Consider the following 17,800-nt stretch of genomic DNA (forward strand, 5'->3'; position numbering starts at 1 on the left):
GCAACACCTCAGGCCACCTGACCTTACGCGGAAGGCGGTTCCGTCGGGGCACTTTCCCGCCACAGAACGGCCAACAGTTCTTCGGAAAGCGACAATCCGGCCAATGCGCCCCGAACCGCGGCCCGATTGCGCATCAACAGGCGCCCGCCCTGCGGCGGAACGAGCAGGCGCGCGCCCGGCGCACCCGAACTACCCGGCGCTTCGCCCCCGTCGAGCAGCGCGGCGACGGACGGCTGGAGGTCCAGCGGGGCGACGGCGGCCGGGGCACCCGGGACGCCCTGCCGCAGCACGGTGGTCAGGGCGTGGCTGAACGAGCCCTCACCACCCGGCAGTACGGCGTCCCGGCCGCGTCTGCCCGGGGTGTACCGGCCGACCCGGCCCCACAGCGGGACGCGCGGGTAGGCCAGCAGTTCGCCCGCGCCGTCCTCGCCGCCGCCGCGCTCCAGCGCCGCCCAGGTGTCCCGGTCGGCCACCGCGTCGACCAGCAGCAGGGCCTCCTCGTGGTCGCCGTGCACCATCGCGCTGACCACCCAGTCCCAGGCCAGGCCGCGCCGGTAGGCGTTGTCGGCGGTGCTGCCGCCGGTCACCAGGGCGAGCCGGCGCCCGCGCGGATCGACCGCCAACTGGCCGACCAGACAGACCACCAGCCACCGGCCCGGGTGCTGGGCGGCCTCCCGGACGGCGGTGAGCATCGCGTTGGCGTCCGCGTCCGGCGCCACTTCGGTGACCCGGCAGCCGGCCGCGCCGACGTCGAAGCACATCCCGGGCAGCACCCGCGCGAGCAGCCGGGCTCCGTCCGGCGCCAGCGCCGAGCCCCCGAAGCCCCGATCGGGCCCGCCGTTCGCCCCGATCACCACCAGGTCGACCCCGCCCGCCATCCGCACGCCCCCTCCCATGCCGGCCCCGGCGCACCCGGGGCCGCCCGCCGCGCCCGCCGCTGCCGTGGTGAGCAGGGGCGCGTACCGTACCGCCGCCGGGCAGGCTACCGCTCCGGGCGGCCACCTACGGGGCTCCCGGCCCGTCCGCTCAGGGACCATGGGCCCTATCGGCACGCGCGCCGACCGGAGGACGATCGGACGCATGGAGCGTGAGGACCGTGTGGAGACCCTGAGCGAGGCCGAGTGCCTGCGGCTGCTCAGCACCGTGCCCGTCGGGCGCGTGGTGTACACCGAGCACGCGCTGCCGGCCGTGCTACCGGTCTCCTTCGAGGTCCTGGACGGGCGGTTGGTGCTCGCCGTGCGCCGGGGAAGTGCCACCGCGCGCGGGCTTGACGGCACGGTGGTGGCCTTCCAGGCGGACCTGCTGGACCCGGTCACCCGGACGGGCTGGAGCGTGCTGGTCCACGGCCGGGCGGACGTGGTGCGCGAGCCCGAGCAGGTGCGGCGGGTGCTGCGGTCCGGCCTGCGGCCGTGGGTGGGGGACCCGGAGCCGCTGTTCGTCGCGCTGGTGCCGGAACTGGTCAGCGGCCGGCGGCTGTTCCCGACCGGGCAGGACGCGCTGGGGCGCGGGGCGCTGCGGTCCTGAAACACCCGCAGGCCGCCGCGCCCCCGGGTTCCCGCGTTCCTGTGTCCCCGGGTTCCCGCGTTCCGCACCGCTGACAGATACCGGCGGGTACGCATACGCTTCCGGCGTCCTGACCCCTCCCCCAGGAGCGCACCGTGACGAGCTTCGCCTCCCTCGCCGATCTGACCGCCGCCGTCGGCACCGAACTGGGCACCAGCGAGTGGCACACCATCGGACAGCGGCAGATCGACCTGTTCGCCGAGGCGACCGGCGACCACCAGTGGATCCACGTGGACCCGGAGCGGGCCAAGGAGAGCCAGTTCGGCTCGACCATCGCGCACGGCTACCTGACCCAGTCGATGATCCCGGTGCTGGCGAAGGAGTGCTACGGCGTCGAGGGCGTGCGCATGGCGCTGAACTACGGCTCGGAGAAGGTGCGCTTCCCGGCGCCGGTGCCGGTGGGCACCGCGATCCGGGCCACCGCCGAACTGCTCTCGGCCACCGAGGTGCCGGGCGGGGTCCAGGCGGTGGTGCGGTTCACGATCACCAGCGCGGAGAGCGCCAAGCCGCACTGCGTCGCGGAGACGATCACCCGCTTCTACGCGTAGCGGTACCGGACGGTTCTCCGCGTAGCGGCACCGGGCGGTGGCCCTGGGCGCGCGGCCGGGGCGGGGTACGCCGATTGGCCCGCGCGGGGCCGCTCACCAGGTCCGGACGGCCCATGACGAGTAATCTCCGACGAGATGGTTGTCGTATCGCAGCGGCCTCACCAGCCGCCCGGATACGCGCCCCGGCACGCCCGGTAGCCGTGACCGTCCTTGGAGGAGCCTTGCCCCGCCCCGCCCCCTGGTTCTCCCGCCTCGCCGGTCTGTCCTCGCAGTTCACCACCCCGCCGACCAGCAGCCCGACCACCAGCCCGGCCCTCGGCCCGACGGCGAACCGCACCGGGTCGGACCTGGCCCGACTGCCCCGCGCGGCCTGGCACCGGGTCCGGGCCGAGGCCTTCGGGGCCGAGCCCCGGGGCGAACGGCTGGCCCGGATCCACCGCTCCCCGCAGTTCGCCGACGGCGCCTTCCGCAACCCGCTGCCCACCCGCCGCCTGGTCTACGAGCGCAGCCCGCTGGAGATCACCCGCGCCCAGCTGACCGGGGACAAGACCCGCCGGGCGCCGACCGCCGCCGTACCCGTGCACCGGCTGCTCCCGGTCGACCTCGCCCTGCCGCCGGGTTCCGGACTGCGGCTCACCTGGCTCGGCCACGCCACCGTGCTCGCCGAGATCGGCGGGCGGCGGGTCCTGATCGACCCGGTGTGGGGCGAGCGCTGCTCCCCGTTCGCCTGGACGGGGCCCAAACGGCTGCACCCGATGCCGCTGCCGCTGTCCGAACTCGGGCCGGTGGACGTGGTGGTGATCTCCCACGACCACTACGACCACCTCGACATGGCCACCATCCGCGAGCTGATCGGAACGGACGCGGTGTTCGCCGTCCCGCTCGGCGTCGGCGCGCACCTGGAGCGCTGGGGAGTACCGGCCCGGCGGATCGCCGAACTCGACTGGTGGGAGTCGGTCGAGGTCGCCGGGCTCACCCTCACCGCCACCCCGGCCCGGCACTACTGCAGCCGCGGCCCGCGCACCAGCGCGCTGTTCCTCTGGGCGTCCTGGGTGGTGGCCGGCGGCGGGCACCGGATCTTCCACAGCGGGGACACCGGCTACTTCCCGGGCTTCGCCGAGATCGGCCGCCGGCTCGGGCCGTTCGACGCGACGCTGATGCAGGTCGGCGCGTACAGCGACTTCTGGCCCGAGGTGCACATGACGCCCGAGGAGGGCGTCCGGGCGCACCTGGACCTCGGCGGCGATCTGCTGCTGCCGATCCACTGGTGCACCTTCAACCTGGCGACGCACCCCTGGGAGGAGCCCGCCGAACGGGTGGTCACGGCTGCCCAGGCGCTCGGCGCCCGGCTGGCGGTGCCCCGGCCCGGCAAGCCCTTCGAACCGGTCGACCCGCCCGCGCTGCGGCTGTGGTGGCGCGCGGTCGCGGCCACGCCTCGCGGCATCGAGCCGCTGGTCCGGGACCGCAGCGCGGTGCCGGACCGGGAACGGGCGACAGATTTCAGCGAGCAGATCTCAAGATCTGCTCGCTGAAATCCGTCATCTGCTCGCTGTTACCTGCCCGCCGTCACTTGTCCGCCCCCGGCCGCCGGCGGCGGATCAGCGCCCAGGCCCGCTGCTGCACCAGCAGGGTCAGCACCCCGGCCAGCACGATCCCCAGCAGGTTCAGCAGCAACTGCACGCTGGAGCCCGAGAACTGGCGGAATTCCCCGTACCCGAGCGCGACGGTGGCGTTGGCGGCGGCGGGCACCGTGGTCACCGAGATCGCCACTCCGACCATCATCCCGGCCTTCGAGGAGGTCAGCGAGAGCACGCCCGCGATGCCCGCCAGGAAGGCGACCACGAAGGACGTCGCGTCGGGCTGCCAGATGAACGAGGTGTTCGGCCGCGCGGCGGCGAACTGGGCCTCGCTGAACAGCCCGAGCCCGTCCATCAGCAGAGAGAACCCGACGGTCAGCGCCATCGCCACCGCGAAGCCGGTGACCAGCGCGTTCAGCGACCGCAGCGCCGGGCGCAGCCGCCGCTGGACCAGCGCCACGCACAGCCCGGCCAGCGGCCCGAACTCCGGCCCGACCGCCATCGCCCCGACGACCAGGATCGCGCTGTCCAGCACCGCGCCGCACGCGGCCAGCATGGTCGCCACGGTGAGGAAGGCCAGGAACACCCAGGTGAGGGTGGACTCCTCGTGCGTGATCTCGGAGACCGACTCCCAGACCAGCGCGTCGGCCCCCTCCCCCGGGGCCAGCCGCTCGGCCTCGTCGGCGGCCGCCGAGAGGGTCAGCTCGATGCCGGAGACGTCGATCGCCCCGCGCTCGGGCAGGCCGGTCCCGCGCAGCACCCCCAGGATCTCGTCCGCCGACTCGCGGGCGACGTCGCAGAGCACCACGTCCCCGGCAGGCCGTACGGCCGCACCCGGCAGCACCACGACGTGCGTCACCCCGACCGCGGCGTCCAGGCTGCTGAGCACGGGCTCCCGCAGGTCGGGCGGGACGATCAGGCGCAGGTGCAACACGAGCACTCCGGTGGGACGGGGCGGGCGAAAGTCCCGCCCACCCTAGGCCGTGACCCGACGCCGCCAGCGATCCGCCGTCACCCGGTGGTGCTCCTCGCCCTGCTGGCGGCCGCGGTGTCACCCCGCCAGGACGTCCCGCAGGGCGCGGGCCTCCTTGACCAGGCGGCTCGATCCGCCCTGCTCCGCCGTCGCCGTCACCTCGGCCACCGGCCCCCGGGCGCGGGTGCGCCGGGCGCAGTCCGCCGCGAGGGCGAGCAGGTCGCCGAGGCCCCGGGCGGGCGTGCCCTCGCCGCCCAGCAGGGCCGGCAGCGCGGGCTCGAGCACCGACCAGACCGTGCCGTAGGCGCCCGTCCCGGCGGCCAGGGCGAGCGCCGCCGCGAGCCGGTTGAGCTTCACCGCGCCGCAGTCGACCAGCGCGCCGAGTTCGCGGCCGAGCTGCGCGCCGTCCAGGTCGCCGCGGGCGGCGAGCACCAGCAGGGCGTCGACGGCCGCCGTCCGGTCCTCGGTGTGCCGGGCGCCCAGGCCGTAGGCCAGCGCCAGGTGCAGGGCGAGCCCGGCCGGGCCGCCGGCCTCGGCGAGAGCGGGCAGCAGCCGGCCCGTGTCGCGCTCGTCCCGGTCGGCGCCCGCGGCGAAGTGGTCGAGCCACCGGGCCGCCAGTTCCTCCCGGTGCCAGGGGAGCATCGCGGCCCAGTGCGCCGTGGGCCGCCACGTCCAGCCGCCCACCTTGCGGGCCCGGGCCACGCTCGGCTCGGTGCCCTCCAGCAGCGCCCTGAACTCGGGGGCGAGCCGCTCGCCGTCCGGGCCCTTCGGGCCGGCCCCGATGCCGGGCTGGGCGACGGCCACCCGCCGGACGTCCTCCCACCAGCGGTCCGCGTACTGGTGGCCGTGCTTCGAGCCCCGGCCGGGGGCGAACAGCACCCGCTCGGACGGCTGGTCGGGCAGGCCGCCGGTGCGCAGCCACTGGGCGGCCCACCGCCCGGACGGCGAGGTGAGCGCCTCGGCGGCGCGCAGCACCCCGGCGTCGGCGCGGGGGCCGACCCGCAGCAGGGCCGCGCACAGGTCGGCCCGGCCGGGGGTGATGCCCGCCGCCTGGTACCCGGCGAGGCGTTCGACCAGCGTGCCGGGGTCGAGCGCCCCGGTGGTGTCGGTCGGGATGGCCAGCAGGTAGGGCGGCCGGTCGGCGGTCACCTGCCAGGCGGCCTCCTCCAGCCGGGCGGCGAGGGCGGTGCCCTGCGCGGTGTCGTTCTGGCCGCGCAGCGGGGAGTGCTTCTTCTTGCCGCCGAGGAAGTCCCAGATCCGGTGCGGCGGTGCCTCGCCGGCCACCGCGGCCGCGACGTAGAGGACGTCCCGGGGCGAGCAGTCGTGCCAGCGGCCGACGCCGCTCCACGGGTGGACCCGCCGGACCGGCTCCAGCGCCTCGGCGAGCGCCGCCCGGTTCTGGTGGGCCTGGCGGACCAGGCCGTCCAGCACGCGCTCGAAGACCGCCGGCTCCGGCTCGTCGGCGGCGAGCAGGGCGGACAGCTCCTGCGCGAGTTCGGCCGCCGAGGCGATCGGCGGGCCGATCGGGAGGGGCTGGGGGGCGGGCGGGAGGAGTTCGTTCCACCCGGTGTCCGGGTCGTCGTCGCCGTCGCCACCGACCGGTGCGCCGAACAGTTCGCCGGCGCGCCGGTGGTGGGCGGGGTTCAGCGCCTCGGCGGCGAGCCGCAGTTCGGGCAGGACGGCCTCCCCGGCCGCGCGCAGGTGGCGGGCCACCACGTTCAGCGCCCGCTCCTGGACGGCCTGGTCCGGGTGCCCGAACGCCTCGGCGGCCGCGAGCACCACCGGCCCGGACCGCCCGGGTGCGCGCCGGGCCGCGCGCTCCAGCCAGCCGAGTTGGGCGCGGACGAGCTTCTTCTCGGCCCGGAACAGCACCACCGCGGAGGACTCGACCAGTACCTCGGGTTCGATCAGCCCGGCCTCGTCCAGCCCGGCGAGCACGTCCTGGGCGTGCCCGGCGACCACCGACAGCCCGTCCAGCAGCGGCACCACGTCCCGGACCCGGGCGGCGTACTCCTGCGGTGTCAGGGCGAAGGCCCGCAGCACGTCGAGGAAGAACCGCTGGTCGGCCTGCTTGCCGCCGCGCAGCAGCCGGGCCAGGCAGCGGTCGATCAGGTCGGCCCGGTCGAGGTCGCCGGCGGCGGCGAGTTCGGCGATCGCCTCCGTAAAGGCGTCCCCGGGGCGGGGGCTGAACCGCAAGGACACCGCGCCACCGATGTCGGCGAGTTCGAACACCCGGGGCAGCAGCAGCGGGGTGAACGCGTCGGCCCGCAGCAGCTCGACCAGGGTGGGCCGTGCGCCGCTGCCCCGGCGCTGGCGTTCCATCCACTCGCGGACGAAGGGCTCGCTCTGCGGCACCGCGCAGCCGGTGCGGCGCACCACGGCCTCGATCACCGGGTACAGCGCCCAGCCCCAGCTCGGCGCCGGCCGGGCGGCGAGCCGGGTGGCCACCTCGATCTGCCACTCCACCGGCTGCGCCGCGACGAGTTGGCCCACCGCCGGGTGGCGGGCCCAGCCGAGCGAGGTGAAGTCGCGGGCGCCGAGCCAGGTGGCGGCCCCGGCCGGGCCGGGGTGGCAGCCGGCGCCGGCCAGCAGCAGGGCGCCCCTGGTGGCGAGCGCCTCCTTCGACCACTCGTCACGCAGTTCCTTGCGCAGCGCCTTCAATGCGAGCAGGCAGTCCCGGCGCTGCGCCTGGTCCAGCGCGGCGACCAGCGCCGGTATCTGCGGCATCCGTCCGCCCCGGACGGCGGCGAGCAGGTCCTCGACCGCCGCCTCGCCCCGCACCGCCTCCGGCATCGGCGCCACCGCCGTCGCGCCCCGCACCGCCTCCGACCCCCCTGCCGCCGCGCTCATGCCTGGACCCCCTTATCCGTCGTCGGAACCGCCGGGACCGCCGGGACCGCCGGAACCTGTTCCCCGGCCGCCCGTTGGGCCGCCTCCCGCACCATCGCGACCGCCAGCGCGTGCTTGCACGGACCGCGCCCGCCACGGTACTTGGCCCACCAGAGGCAGGTGCAGCCGAGGCGCCCCGCCTCGTCCGTACGCACCCGCTGGATGTGGTCGTCCACCATGACGACGGCCGTCGTGCCGCCCGGCTCCAGCCGCACCGCGCCCGCCGCGACCAAGGCCTGGGCGGCACGCAGCCGCGGGTTGGCGGCCTCGGCCCGCCCGGCGTCGTACGGGAGCTGGCGGTGGAAGTAGGCGGCCTCGGCGGTGTCGTAGCCGATCTGCCCGGCGGTGCCGAGCCGGGTGAGCGCGGCGCGGACCCGCTCGTGGCTGAGCCCGGACTGCTCGGCGAGGTCGGCGACCTCGATCCGCGGCTCCCAGGCGAGCAGTACCGCGACGAGGTCGGCGTCCTGCTCGGCGGTGCCGGTGGCGAGCGCGCCGAGCACTCCGCCCTCGCCGGAGAAGCCCCGGGAGGCGTCGGGCGAGAGGGTCAGGGTGAGCCGCATGCCGGGCAGGACCACTTCCCACGCCGAGGCGGCCGGGCCGGTGGCGGCGACCGGGCCGTACACCCGCAGGGCGAGCGCGTGCCGCAGCACCCGCTGGAGCGCCACCAGCCGGTCGGGCCCGGGCAGGCAGACGGCGCCGGGCACCGGCCGGGTGGTGGGCCGCAGCGTCCGCCCGGCCGGGACGACCCAGGCGGTGCTGGAGCGGCCGCCGCGCGGCAGCGAGCGCAGGAAGCGGACCGCCTCGGCGGCGGGCAGTTCGGCGCGCAGGTCGAAGCCGGCGGCGACGACCTGGGTCTCGGCGAAGCCGCGCAGCCAGCGCTGCGGCAGCGGCACCTTCTTCTCGACCAGCGGCCCGTCGAAGCTGGTGACCTCCAGCGCGTCCGGCCCGACCGCGAGGTGCAGCGGGTCGCTCGGGCCGATCCTGGTCAGGGCCTCCCGCAGCGGGTTGTTGACGTCCACGTTGGTGGTGCCGTGGCCGATCTCGTCGCCGTCGAGGCCGGCCTGGAGCACGTCGAGCCGGGCGTAGACGCCGCAGCAGCCGGAGAACGACTCGAAGCGCAGCCGGTCCCCGTTGGCGGTGACCACCGGGTCGAGCGAGGCGCGCAGCTGCGGCTGGTAGTACCGCGCGGCGGCGACGTCCGCGACGGCGAGCAGCGCGGCGGCGGCCGGCGCCGGGTCGGCCAGGAAGCCCGCGAAGAAGCGCGGGTTGGCCGTTTCCCCGAGCGGGGTGGCGCCGCCGGAGGTGGCCAGGTCGAGGCGCCGGCCGTCGGCGCCGTCGAGGACGGCGGACGGGCGCAGATAGGCGTACGCGTGTGCGGATTGCGTCATGTCGAACACGCTAGGTGAGGGCACTGACAATCCGTCGGGCCGCGACCGCACTGGAACAGGTTCTACCGGATGCCGGAGCCCCCGAGCGTTACCCAGGTCACATCGCGGCGCGGCGGAATTCTGCCACTATGGGCCCGTGACCGACCTGACCGAACAGGAAATCCGGGCCGACCGCCCGGCCGGCTCGTTCGCCGGACTGCTGGAGCTGGAACGACTGGACGAGAACACGTTCCGGGGCCGCTGCCACGCCGGGGCGCCGATGCGCGCCTTCGGCGGACAGGTCGCCGCGCAGGCGCTCACCGCCGCCGGCCGCACCTGCGGGGGCCCGCGCGCGGTGCACTCGCTGCACGGCTACTTCCTGCTGCCCGGCGACCCGTCCCAGCCGATCCGCTACGAGGTCGAACGGGTCCGCGAGGGCGTCTCCTACACCACCCGCCGGGTGACGGCGGTGCAGAACCAGAACGCGATCTTCACCCTCTCCGCCTCCTTCAAGCGCCCCGAGACCGCGACCGACCGCCACCGCACGATGCCGCCGCTGCCCGGGCCGGAGACCCTGCCGGACGCCTTCTCGCTCTGGGACCCGGCCCTGCGCGCGGCGATCACCGGCACCGGCGGCTTCCGCGACCTCGAACTGCGCTTCGTCCCGCCGGACGCGCCGGGCGTGCCGGCGTCCGTGCCGGGGATGCCGCAGCAGTTCGTCTGGCTGCGCATCGCATCCCCGCTGCCCGAGGGCGACCCGCTCCTGCACGTCTGCGCGCTCACCTACCTCTCCGACCTCACGCTGGCCTCCACCGCCGGGCTGCACGAGCAGCCGAACTTCTTCCAGCGCACCGAGCCGCCCCGGCTGCTGATCGCCTCGCTCGACCACGCGATGTGGTTCCACCGCCCGTTCCGGGCCGACGAGTGGCTGCTGTTCGCCCAGCGCAGCCCGTCCTCCTCGGACGGCCGGGGGCTGTCGCTCGGCGAGTTCTACGACCGGGACGGGCGGCTGGTCGCCTCCGCCGTGCAGGAGTCGCTGATCCGCCGGCTGCGCTGACCCGGCGCGGGACGGGACGGCGCGGGGCGACGCGGGACGGGACGGCGCGGGGCGACGCGGGACGGGGCGGAACGGGCCGGGGCGGAACGGGCCGGGGCGGAACGGGCCGGCGGCCCGGACCCCGGCGACGGTGACCGCACGGCGAACGCAAGGGGGCCGGTCGGCGTCATACTCCTGAGCGGCCCCGGCCCGTATCATGGTGCGGGTGACCAAGGTTGACCTGTCACCACGGCCGGTGGAGGCGATGTCTCCGCGCCAGCTCGAACGCCGCGGAAGCCTGATCGCGGCCGCGCTCGCCCTGGTGAACGAGATCGGCGTCGAACGGCTGCAGATGAAACAGGTCTGCGAGCGGTCCGGAGTCGCCCTGGGGACGGCGTACCGCTACTTCTCCTCCAAGGACCACCTCCTGGCCGCGGCGATCGCCGAGTGGCACCGCCTGCTGCTGGCCGACCTGGTGGCGGAGCTGCGCGGCCCGCGCGCCGGGCGGGGGGCCACCGACCGGGCGGTCCGCTTCGTCCGCGGCGGGATGCGGGCCTACCAGCGCCAGCCCGAGCTGGCCCGGCTGCGGGTGGCCGTCGCCGCCTCCACCGATCCGTTCGCCAGCGAGACCTTGCAGGGCATGGCCCGGGCCGACAGCACCGCCCTCCAGGCGGTGACGACCGAGGTGCCGGCCGCCGCCAGCGACCTGGTGCGGCACATCGTCGCCCACGCCTGGCAGGGCGAGCTGACCGCCTGGGTGACCGGGCGCACCACCCTCGGCGACGCCCGGCGGCGGCTGGAGGACGTGGTGCGGCTGGTGCTGAACCCGTACGAGACGCCGTACCCGGCGCCGTACGAGGTCCCGTCCGGCGCCCACCGGCCCTGACCCGTCCGACGCGACAGCCGGCTCAACTCCCCGGTGCCGGACGGCTTCCGCCCGTGGTTCCGGCTCGCCGCGCGCGCCCCGGCCCATGAGCACCCGGCCTGACAGGACGTAAGTCCCCACCCTCCGCCTCCCCGGCGCGCCCTCCCGCCCCTCGCGGCACGAACTGGACATAGTGCGACATGCAGCTTTAATCCGCCGATGTCGCCGAAGCCCACGTCCGCCCCGAGGCAGGAGAGTCCACCCGATGAGCAGCCAGCCGCCGCAGCCCGACCAACGCGCGGAGGAACCCGACGAACCCGCCGCGACCCTGCCCGCCGACCGGGCGGTGTTCGGGATCAGCGCCGCCCTGGTGCTGGCCGTGGTCGCCTGGGGAGTCTTCGCCGAGGACTCGCTCGGCCGGACCTCCAGCAGCGCGCTCGGCTGGGTCCTGCACAACTTCGGCTGGCTGTTCGTGGTGGCCGCCGACGTCTTCCTCGTCCTCACCGTGCTGCTCGCCTTCAGCCGCTTCGGCCGCATCCGGCTCGGCCGCGACGACGACGAACCCGAGTTCTCCACCCTCGCCTGGGTCGCCATGATGTTCAGCGCCGGCATGGGCATCGGCCTGATGTTCTACGGCGTCGGCGAGCCGCTCCAGCTGTTCGCCACCCCGCAGCCCGGCTCCGGCCTGGAACCGCAGAGCGCGGCCGCCGCCCAGCAGGCCCTGGAGTTCTCGCTGTTCCACTGGACGCTGCACCCGTGGGCGATCTACGCCGTCGGCGGCCTCGCCCTCGCCTACACCACCTTCCGCAAGGGCCGCGGCAACCGCATCTCCGCCGCCTTCGTCCCGCTCATCGGCCAGCGCGGCGCCGACGGCTGGGCCGGGCGCGCGATCGACCTGCTGGCCGTCTTCGCCACCGTCTTCGGCTCCGCCACCAGCCTCGGCCTCGGCGCGCTCCAGGTCGCCGACGGCCTCGGCTACATCACCTCCGTGCGCAACACCCAGAACGCCCAGCTGATCATCATCGGCTCGCTGACCGCCGCCTTCGTGCTCTCCGCCTTCTCCGGCGTCCACAAGGGCGTCAAGTGGCTCTCCACCGCGAACGTCGTCCTGGCCTCGCTGATCATGCTCTTCGTCTTCGTGTTCGGCCCGACGGTGTTCACGCTGGACGCGATCCCCTCCACCGTCGGCGGCTACCTCTCCGACCTGCTCGGCATGTCCACCCAGACCGGGGCCTTCACCGACGAGAGCTGGCTCGGCTCCTGGACGATCTTCTACTGGGCCTGGTGGCTCTCCTGGGCCCCCTTCGTCGGCACCTTCATCGCCCGCATCTCCCGCGGCCGCACCATCCGGCAGTTCCTGCTCGGCGTCCTGCTGGTGCCCAGCGGGGCCACCGTGATCTGGTTCTGCGTGATGGGCGGCACCGCGATCCGGCTGGTCACCACAGGCACGGCCGACCTGGTCGCGACCATCCCGAAGGGCGCGGAGGCCTCGCTGTTCGAGATGCTGCGCTCGCTGCCGCTCGGCTCCGCCACCAGCGTCGTCGCCGTGCTGCTGGTGATGACCTTCTTCATCACCAGCGCCGACTCCGCCTCCCTCGTCCTCGGCTCGCTCTCCAGCCGCGGCTCGCTGCACCCGCGCACCTGGCTCGTGGTCGTCTGGGGCGTGCTGATGGGCGGGGTCGCCGCCGCCCTGCTACTGGCCGGCGGGCTCACCGCGCTGCAGAACGCGACGATCCTGGTCGCGCTGCCGTTCGTGGTCGTGATGCTGCTGCTCTGCGTGTCCCTGGTGAAGGAGCTCCGCGAGGACCCGGCCGCCGGCCCGTCCCGCCTGCACCCCGTGCACGGCCTGCGCGACGCCGTCCGGGTCGCCGTCGGCGAGGCCCTCGCCGAACGCACACCACGCCGCTGACCAGCGCGTACGCCTCACCCGCGCGGGTGGGGCGTACGCGGCCAACCGACGCCCAACCCCCGCCCGGACTTCACCCGCGCGTACCGACCGTTCACACCACCCTGGAACCCTCCCTGTCATGAACGCCAGCCCTCAGGCGCCCTACCAGGAACCGCGCTTCCCGCTCCCCCGGCGCCACCGCCGACTCCTCGCCGCCACCGCCGTCCTCGCCTCCATCGCCCTCGGCACCTTCGGCGTCGGCGCCACCGTCGAGACCGTCCAGCACGGCACCCTCGCCGCCACCACGGCCACCGCGAGAAAGTGACCCGCGAGAAAGCGAGCGGAGAGAAAGAGACCGACTGACCGTCCGATCCACCCCTTCAGCACCGCCGTCCGCCCCCGGACGCGGTGCTTCCGCCTTTCCGGCGACGGCGGAGCGGCGAGGCGCGACAGCGAGGCGCGACAGCGGAGCTGGGCGGCGAACCGGCCTCAGGCGCGCCGCTGCTCCCGGGCCCCGGCCGGCGCGGGGCGGGAGTGGCGGCCGGTGCCGGGGACGGGGTGGAAGTCCGGGGCGGGGGCGTAGCGGGCGGCGGGCGGGCGCAGGAGCCAGCCCGGGGGGCGGCTGCCGCGGGGGGTGGGGGTGATCAGGCCGAGGTTGTGGAGCAGGTCGAGGGCGTCGCGGCGCAGCGCGGTCCGGTCGGCGAGGTAGTCGCGGCGCCAGCGGGCCGGGAGGCCGTACTCGTCGGCGATGTCGCCGAGGAGGCCGTCTATCAGCGCGTCGGGGATCGGGACGTCGCCGCCGGTGGTGCTCTCTCCGGGCAGCGGGCGGACTTCCTCCACCAGGCGTTCGAGCAGCAGCAGGGCGGCCTGCGGCAGGTGGCCGGCGCCGGGGAAGACGAGGTCGGTGAGCTCGTCGGCCGGGTCGAGCAGGGCGACGCCCTCGGTCCGCAGCTCGGTCTCCAGGCCGAGGAAGTCGGCGAGCGCGGCCGGGCCGCTCAGCCGGTGCTCGTGCAGCCAGGCGCTCCGGTCCTCGGGGAGGTCGGCGTCGAGGACGGCGGGGGTCTCGGCGAGCAGACGGCGCACGGCGGTGGCGGGTTCGGCGTCGGCGGCGCGGCGGATCAGGTCGGCGGCGTCGGCGGCGAGGGCGGGCGGGCCGGCCGGGACGGCGCGGGCGAGTTCGCGGTCGACGGTCAGTACGGCGGCCCGGACGGCAGGGTCGGCCGGCAGGTCGCCGAGGACCTGCCAGTCGGCGAGCGCCGCGAGGGCCATCGCGCGGTCGGCCGGGCCGGCGGCGAGGCCCGGCGCCGCGGCGCGCATGGCGTCGAGCAGCCGCCCGTACGGCAGTTGCTCGGGGGCGTCGACCAACAGGGCGAGGGCGAGAGCGAGTTGGGCGTAACCGGCGGGGGTGAACGGGGCGCCGGTCGCGGGGTGTTCGAGGCGGCGGGCGGCGCCGGGGCCGAGGCCGGCCTTGCAGAGCCGGGCGTGCCAGGGGCCGACGACGAGCCGGTAGCCGAGCAGGGCGTCGAAGCGTTCGACGAGCCAGTCGCGGTGACGGCGGATCAGCGGGAAGCCGTCGGCGTGCGGGCCGGAGGCGGTGACCAGCGGGTGGGCGAGCAGCAGCCGGGCGGCGATCCGGCGTTCGGCGGCGGGCAGGTCGACGGCGGGAAGGGCCGGGGCGCAAACGTCCGCGACGGGCAGGGCCGGGGCCGGTATCGGAAGGTCCTGGCCGGAACGATCCTGCGCGCCCGGCACCGGGCGGGTGCGCTCGGGCTTGCGGTGCCTGCCGGGCCTGCCCGGCTTGGCACCTGACCGGACGACGGGCAGCGCGGAGGCGTCCCGCCGGGCGCGGCGCAGACCGCCGACGGGGCGGGGCCCCCGGGAGCGCAGGGCGGCGGTGGCGTGCGCGGTGGGGCCGTGCCACCAGCTGACGTCGGCGTCGGGCGCCGCTACGGCGGGGGCGCCGAGATGGCGGGCCGGGTAGAGGCCGAAGGAGGCGGCGCACAGGTCGTCGGCGGTGCCGGGGGTGGCGGCGGCGAACCAGTGGGCGAGCCGGAGCAGGCCCGGGTCGGGCGAGAGCGCGGAGGCGGCGCCCGGCTCCGGCGCGGGCCTGGTCGGCGCGGCGTCAGCACGGGGGCCGGACACGGCTTCGGGCGCCGGCCCGGCCGCGGGTTCGCGTACGGCGAGGAGGGCGTCGGTGGTCCTCCGCCCCGTCCCGCCCGTGCGCCCGTCCGGCCTGCCGGTGGCCACCCGGGTGGCGCCGACCGCGTACTCCTGCTGCTCCATGTCGGGGACCAGACTAGACGGTGGCCGGGTCACCCGGCGGCAGCAACCGGCCGTGCGCCGAAGTGACCGGCCGCCCTCCGCTACGCCACCCGCCGGCCCGCACCCGCCGCCGCGCTGTCACCCGCCCCGCACCACCCGGGTTACGCGCCGGTAACCCGCTCTTCCGCCGCACCGGCGGGTCGCCTAGGGTTCGTCCCACTCCCCCCCACCGCCCGACCCCGGAGGTCAGCAGCCGCATGAGCATCCGTACGACCACCCGTGCCGTCCTCGGCGGCCGCCTGCGCTCGGCCGCCGGCCTGCTCGGCGGCTTCGCGGCCGCCTCGGCGACGCACCTGGGCGCGATCGCCTCCGGCGCGTCCGTGCTGCAGAACGCCACCAAGCCGGCCCTGATGCCGCTGCTGGCCGCGCACAGCGTCGCCGCGGCCGCCACCGCCGGGCGGCGGGCGCCGAAGCCGCTGGCCCCGGCACTGCTGCTGAGCGCGGGCGGGGACGTGCTGCTCCAGCTGAAGAACGACACCGCGTTCCTGGCCGGGATGGGCTCGTTCGCGGCGGCGCACGTCTGCTACGTGACGATGTTCGTCCGGCGCGGGGCGCTGACCGACCGTCGGCGGGCCCTGGTGGTGGCGGCCGCGTACGCGACCGCCTGGGTGGCCATGGTCGGGCAGCTCTGGCCGGACCTCGGGGACCTGCGGATCCCGGTGGCCGGCTACAGCCTGCTGCTCGCCTCCACGGCCGTCACCTCGGCCGGGCTGGGCTGGCGGACCGGGCTGGGCGGGGCGCTGTTCCTGCTGTCCGACACACTGATCGCCACCCAGCTGGCGAAGTGGCGGGAGCTGCCGGGGCACCAGTTCTGGATCATGGCGACGTACGTCCTGGCCCAGTACCTGCTGGCCAGCGGCACCCTCCGGCACGAGCACGAGCACGGGCACGGGCACCGTGAGCTCGAACTCGGGCACGAGAACAAGCACGGGCAGGAAACCGGGCACGGGCCTCAGCAGCAGCGGAAGCCCGCGCCGCAGGCCGGCTGACACGCCTGTGCGCCGTCGGCCCGGTCAGGGTCCGACGGCGCGCGGGGAAAACAAAACGGCGGCGGTGCCCATCAGGCACCGCGCCGCCGCAGCAGCCAGAAGCCTCCGACGCCGCCCGCCACCAGGGCCAGGCCCCCGGCCAGCTCCGCCGGATCGGCCGCGACCGAACCGCCGAGGCCGGTGTTCACGGCGCCGTGCGGGGCGACCTGCTGGCCGCCGGCGCCGGACTGGCCGAGCGAGCCCGCCCACTCGCCGGCCGCCTTGCCCCAGTCGCCGAGGCCTTTCTCGGGACCCTTCTCGGGACCCTTCTCGGCGCCTTTCTCAGGCCCTTTCTCGGAGCCCTTGTCGGAGCCCTTGTCGGAGCCCCTGTCGGAGCCGGCGACCGGGACGCCGGCGACCGCGACCTTGGTGGAGAACGCCCCGCCGTCCGGGCAGGTGCCGTCGATCCTGTTGTCCCCGGAGTGCTGGCCGGCCAGCCGGGCCGAGCCGCTGTGCTTGCCGTCGGAGCCCAGGGTGAGAGTGGCCGGACCGCCCTCGAACGCGGCGGAGTGGGCGGTGATGGTCTTGGCGTCGGGCTTGTCCGACTTCTCACAGGAGACCGTGAGCTTCACGGTCTGGCCCGGTGCGGCCTGGGGCGGGCTGACCGAGGCCGAGCCGTCCCTGGCGGATGCGAGGGGGGCCGTCAGGCCGGTCAGCACCGTCGCGCCGATCAGGGCGGCGGCGGCCGTACGCATGGGGCGCATGCCGGAACCTCCGGGATTCTCGGGCGCAGCCGGGGGGACTCCGATGTCCACGTGGTCGAACAACTGCACCCGGTTATGCCCGACAGTAGGCAGCCCGCCCGGCCCCGGCCACCGGTCGGGACCGTTCGGGTTACCACCCCTCACCCAGGGTGATTCACAGGTCGAGGTCCACCACGACCGGCGCGTGGTCCGAGGTGCCCTTGCCCTTGCGGGCCTCGCGGTCCACGTAGCTGTCGGTGACGGCGTCCACGAACGGCTTGTTGGCGTAGGTGAGGTCGATCCGCATGCCCCGGTTCTTGGGGAAGGCCAGCTGGCGGTAGTCCCAGTAGGTGTAGGGGCGGTCGTACTTGAGCGGGCGCGGCACCACGTCGTGCAGGCCCACCTCGCCGAGGGCCTCCAGCGCGGCCCGCTCGGCGGGGGTGACGTGGGTGAGGCCCTCGAAGGCGGCGACGTCGTAGACGTCCTCGTCGGCGGGAGCGATGTTGAAGTCCCCGAGGACGGCGAACGGGCGGGGCCCGGCGGCGTCCTCGGTGGCGGCCGTGCGCAGCGCCTGGAGCCACTCCAGCTTGTAGCGGTAGTGGGCGTGGTCGACCTCGCGGCCGTTGGGCACGTAGACCGACCAGACCCGGACCGGGCCGCAGGTGGCGGCGACGGCGCGCGGCTCGACGTCGGGCAGCAGGGCGCCGTCGGCGAGATAGCCGGGCTGGCCGGGCAGGTCGCGCACGACGTCGTCCAGGCCGATCCGGGAGACGATCGCGACGCCGTTCCACCGGCCGGTGCCGTGGGCCGCGGTCTCGTACCCGAGGGCGCGCACCTCCTCGTACGGGAAGGCGTCGGCCGCGCACTTGAGCTCCTGGAGGCAGAGCACGTCGGGCTTGGCGCTCTCCAGCCACTCCAGGAGCTTGGGCAGCCGCGCGGTGACGGAGTTGATGTTCCAGGTGGCGATGCGGACGGTCACGGCGGGCGGCCTTCCCGGTGGTTCGGTACGGACGGGTGCTTCGGTCAAGACGAGGGGTGGGCACCCCCCGAGGGGACGCCCA

General features: G+C 75.6%; 15 protein-coding genes. 8 read left to right on the top strand and 7 right to left on the bottom strand.

Annotated elements, in window-relative coordinates; genetic code table 11:
* Window positions 1-23: 23 nt before the first annotated feature.
* Window positions 24-878: a hypothetical protein gene (locus AB0P03_RS23835; RefSeq protein ID WP_363579189.1), complete on the bottom strand. Its 855-nt coding sequence runs from the start codon at window positions 876-878 to the stop codon at window positions 24-26.
* A gap of 202 nt (window positions 879-1,080) precedes the next feature.
* On the opposite strand from AB0P03_RS23835, the gene AB0P03_RS23840 reads away from it, so the two are divergent.
* The 3 genes from AB0P03_RS23840 to AB0P03_RS23850 all read left to right on the top strand — a co-directional run bounded on the left by AB0P03_RS23840 (window position 1,081) and on the right by AB0P03_RS23850 (window position 3,643).
* A complete protein-coding gene (locus tag AB0P03_RS23840; protein WP_063350036.1) occupies window positions 1,081-1,524 on the top strand; it encodes a pyridoxamine 5'-phosphate oxidase family protein in 444 nt (147 codons plus the stop codon).
* Window positions 1,525-1,658: 134 nt separating this feature from the next.
* Window positions 1,659-2,111 (top strand): MaoC family dehydratase, encoded by a 453-nt coding sequence (locus tag AB0P03_RS23845; RefSeq protein WP_363579191.1) that lies wholly within the window; start codon window positions 1,659-1,661, stop codon window positions 2,109-2,111.
* A 347-nt stretch (window positions 2,112-2,458) separates the two neighbouring features.
* Window positions 2,459-3,643, top strand: a complete 1,185-nt coding sequence (locus AB0P03_RS23850) for an MBL fold metallo-hydrolase (RefSeq protein ID WP_363630699.1) — start codon at window positions 2,459-2,461, stop codon at window positions 3,641-3,643.
* 34 nt (window positions 3,644-3,677) lie between these two features.
* Here AB0P03_RS23850 and AB0P03_RS23855 read toward each other — a convergent pair whose 3' ends face one another.
* From AB0P03_RS23855 to AB0P03_RS23865, 3 genes are all read right to left on the bottom strand, one after another.
* Window positions 3,678-4,622 (bottom strand): DUF389 domain-containing protein, encoded by a 945-nt coding sequence (locus AB0P03_RS23855; RefSeq protein WP_363630650.1) that lies wholly within the window; start codon window positions 4,620-4,622, stop codon window positions 3,678-3,680.
* Between the two features lie 117 nt (window positions 4,623-4,739).
* A complete protein-coding gene (locus tag AB0P03_RS23860) occupies window positions 4,740-7,511 on the bottom strand; it encodes a DUF6493 family protein (protein WP_363630652.1) in 2,772 nt (923 codons plus the stop codon).
* Window positions 7,508-8,938 carry an SWIM zinc finger family protein gene (locus AB0P03_RS23865; protein ID WP_363630654.1) on the bottom strand — a complete coding sequence of 477 codons (1,431 nt, stop codon included), beginning with the start codon at window positions 8,936-8,938 and terminating at the stop codon, window positions 7,508-7,510. Before AB0P03_RS23865 ends, AB0P03_RS23860 begins: the two co-directional genes overlap by 4 nt.
* A 136-nt stretch (window positions 8,939-9,074) precedes the next feature.
* Between AB0P03_RS23865 and AB0P03_RS23870 the strand changes: the two genes are divergently transcribed.
* From AB0P03_RS23870 to AB0P03_RS23885, 4 genes are all read left to right on the top strand, one after another.
* Window positions 9,075-9,974, top strand: a complete 900-nt coding sequence (locus AB0P03_RS23870; protein WP_363630656.1) for an acyl-CoA thioesterase II — start codon at window positions 9,075-9,077, stop codon at window positions 9,972-9,974.
* Window positions 9,975-10,179: 205 nt separating this feature from the next.
* Entirely contained in the window at window positions 10,180-10,839 is a 660-nt protein-coding gene (locus AB0P03_RS23875; protein WP_363630658.1) for a TetR/AcrR family transcriptional regulator, read from the top strand.
* A 244-nt stretch (window positions 10,840-11,083) separates the two neighbouring features.
* Complete coding sequence (locus AB0P03_RS23880) at window positions 11,084-12,727, top strand: BCCT family transporter (protein ID WP_363579201.1); 1,644 nt, start codon at window positions 11,084-11,086, stop codon at window positions 12,725-12,727.
* A gap of 118 nt (window positions 12,728-12,845) precedes the next feature.
* Window positions 12,846-13,031: a hypothetical protein gene (locus AB0P03_RS23885; protein WP_350875387.1), complete on the top strand. Its 186-nt coding sequence runs from the start codon at window positions 12,846-12,848 to the stop codon at window positions 13,029-13,031.
* 164 nt (window positions 13,032-13,195) lie between these two features.
* Here AB0P03_RS23885 and AB0P03_RS23890 read toward each other — a convergent pair whose 3' ends face one another.
* Window positions 13,196-14,989, bottom strand: coding sequence for a DUF2398 family protein (locus AB0P03_RS23890; RefSeq protein ID WP_363630660.1), 1,794 nt, complete (start codon window positions 14,987-14,989; stop codon window positions 13,196-13,198).
* A 236-nt stretch (window positions 14,990-15,225) separates the two neighbouring features.
* Between AB0P03_RS23890 and AB0P03_RS23895 the strand changes: the two genes are divergently transcribed.
* Window positions 15,226-16,017 (top strand): lysoplasmalogenase, encoded by a 792-nt coding sequence (locus tag AB0P03_RS23895; protein ID WP_363630662.1) that lies wholly within the window; start codon window positions 15,226-15,228, stop codon window positions 16,015-16,017.
* Window positions 16,018-16,088: 71 nt separating this feature from the next.
* On the opposite strand, the gene AB0P03_RS23900 is transcribed toward AB0P03_RS23895, so the two are convergent.
* Both AB0P03_RS23900 and AB0P03_RS23905 read right to left on the bottom strand, forming a co-directional pair.
* Window positions 16,089-16,760, bottom strand: a complete 672-nt coding sequence (locus AB0P03_RS23900) for a hypothetical protein (protein ID WP_363630664.1) — start codon at window positions 16,758-16,760, stop codon at window positions 16,089-16,091.
* 154 nt (window positions 16,761-16,914) lie between these two features.
* A complete protein-coding gene (locus AB0P03_RS23905; RefSeq protein ID WP_363616790.1) occupies window positions 16,915-17,718 on the bottom strand; it encodes an exodeoxyribonuclease III in 804 nt (267 codons plus the stop codon).
* Window positions 17,719-17,800: the final 82 nt, after the last annotated feature.

The organism is Kitasatospora sp. NPDC088779 (genome assembly GCF_040685395.1).
Lineage (GTDB): Bacteria > Actinomycetota > Actinomycetes > Streptomycetales > Streptomycetaceae > Kitasatospora.

What these genes read in the sequence shown, in the direction of transcription:
- AB0P03_RS23865 (WP_363630654.1), bottom strand. Translation starts at nt 8,938, where the DNA reads ATGACGCAATCCGCACACGCGTACGCCTATCTGCGCCCGTCCGCCGTC.
- AB0P03_RS23835 (WP_363579189.1), bottom strand. Translation starts at nt 878, where the DNA reads ATGGCGGGCGGGGTCGACCTGGTGGTGATCGGGGCGAACGGCGGGCCC.
- AB0P03_RS23885 (WP_350875387.1), top strand. Translation starts at nt 12,846, where the DNA reads ATGAACGCCAGCCCTCAGGCGCCCTACCAGGAACCGCGCTTCCCGCTC.
- AB0P03_RS23880 (WP_363579201.1), top strand. Translation starts at nt 11,084, where the DNA reads ATGAGCAGCCAGCCGCCGCAGCCCGACCAACGCGCGGAGGAACCCGAC.
- AB0P03_RS23860 (WP_363630652.1), bottom strand. Translation starts at nt 7,511, where the DNA reads ATGAGCGCGGCGGCAGGGGGGTCGGAGGCGGTGCGGGGCGCGACGGCG.
- AB0P03_RS23895 (WP_363630662.1), top strand. Translation starts at nt 15,226, where the DNA reads ATGAGCATCCGTACGACCACCCGTGCCGTCCTCGGCGGCCGCCTGCGC.
- AB0P03_RS23840 (WP_063350036.1), top strand. Translation starts at nt 1,081, where the DNA reads ATGGAGCGTGAGGACCGTGTGGAGACCCTGAGCGAGGCCGAGTGCCTG.
- AB0P03_RS23900 (WP_363630664.1), bottom strand. Translation starts at nt 16,760, where the DNA reads ATGCGCCCCATGCGTACGGCCGCCGCCGCCCTGATCGGCGCGACGGTG.
- AB0P03_RS23890 (WP_363630660.1), bottom strand. Translation starts at nt 14,989, where the DNA reads ATGGAGCAGCAGGAGTACGCGGTCGGCGCCACCCGGGTGGCCACCGGC.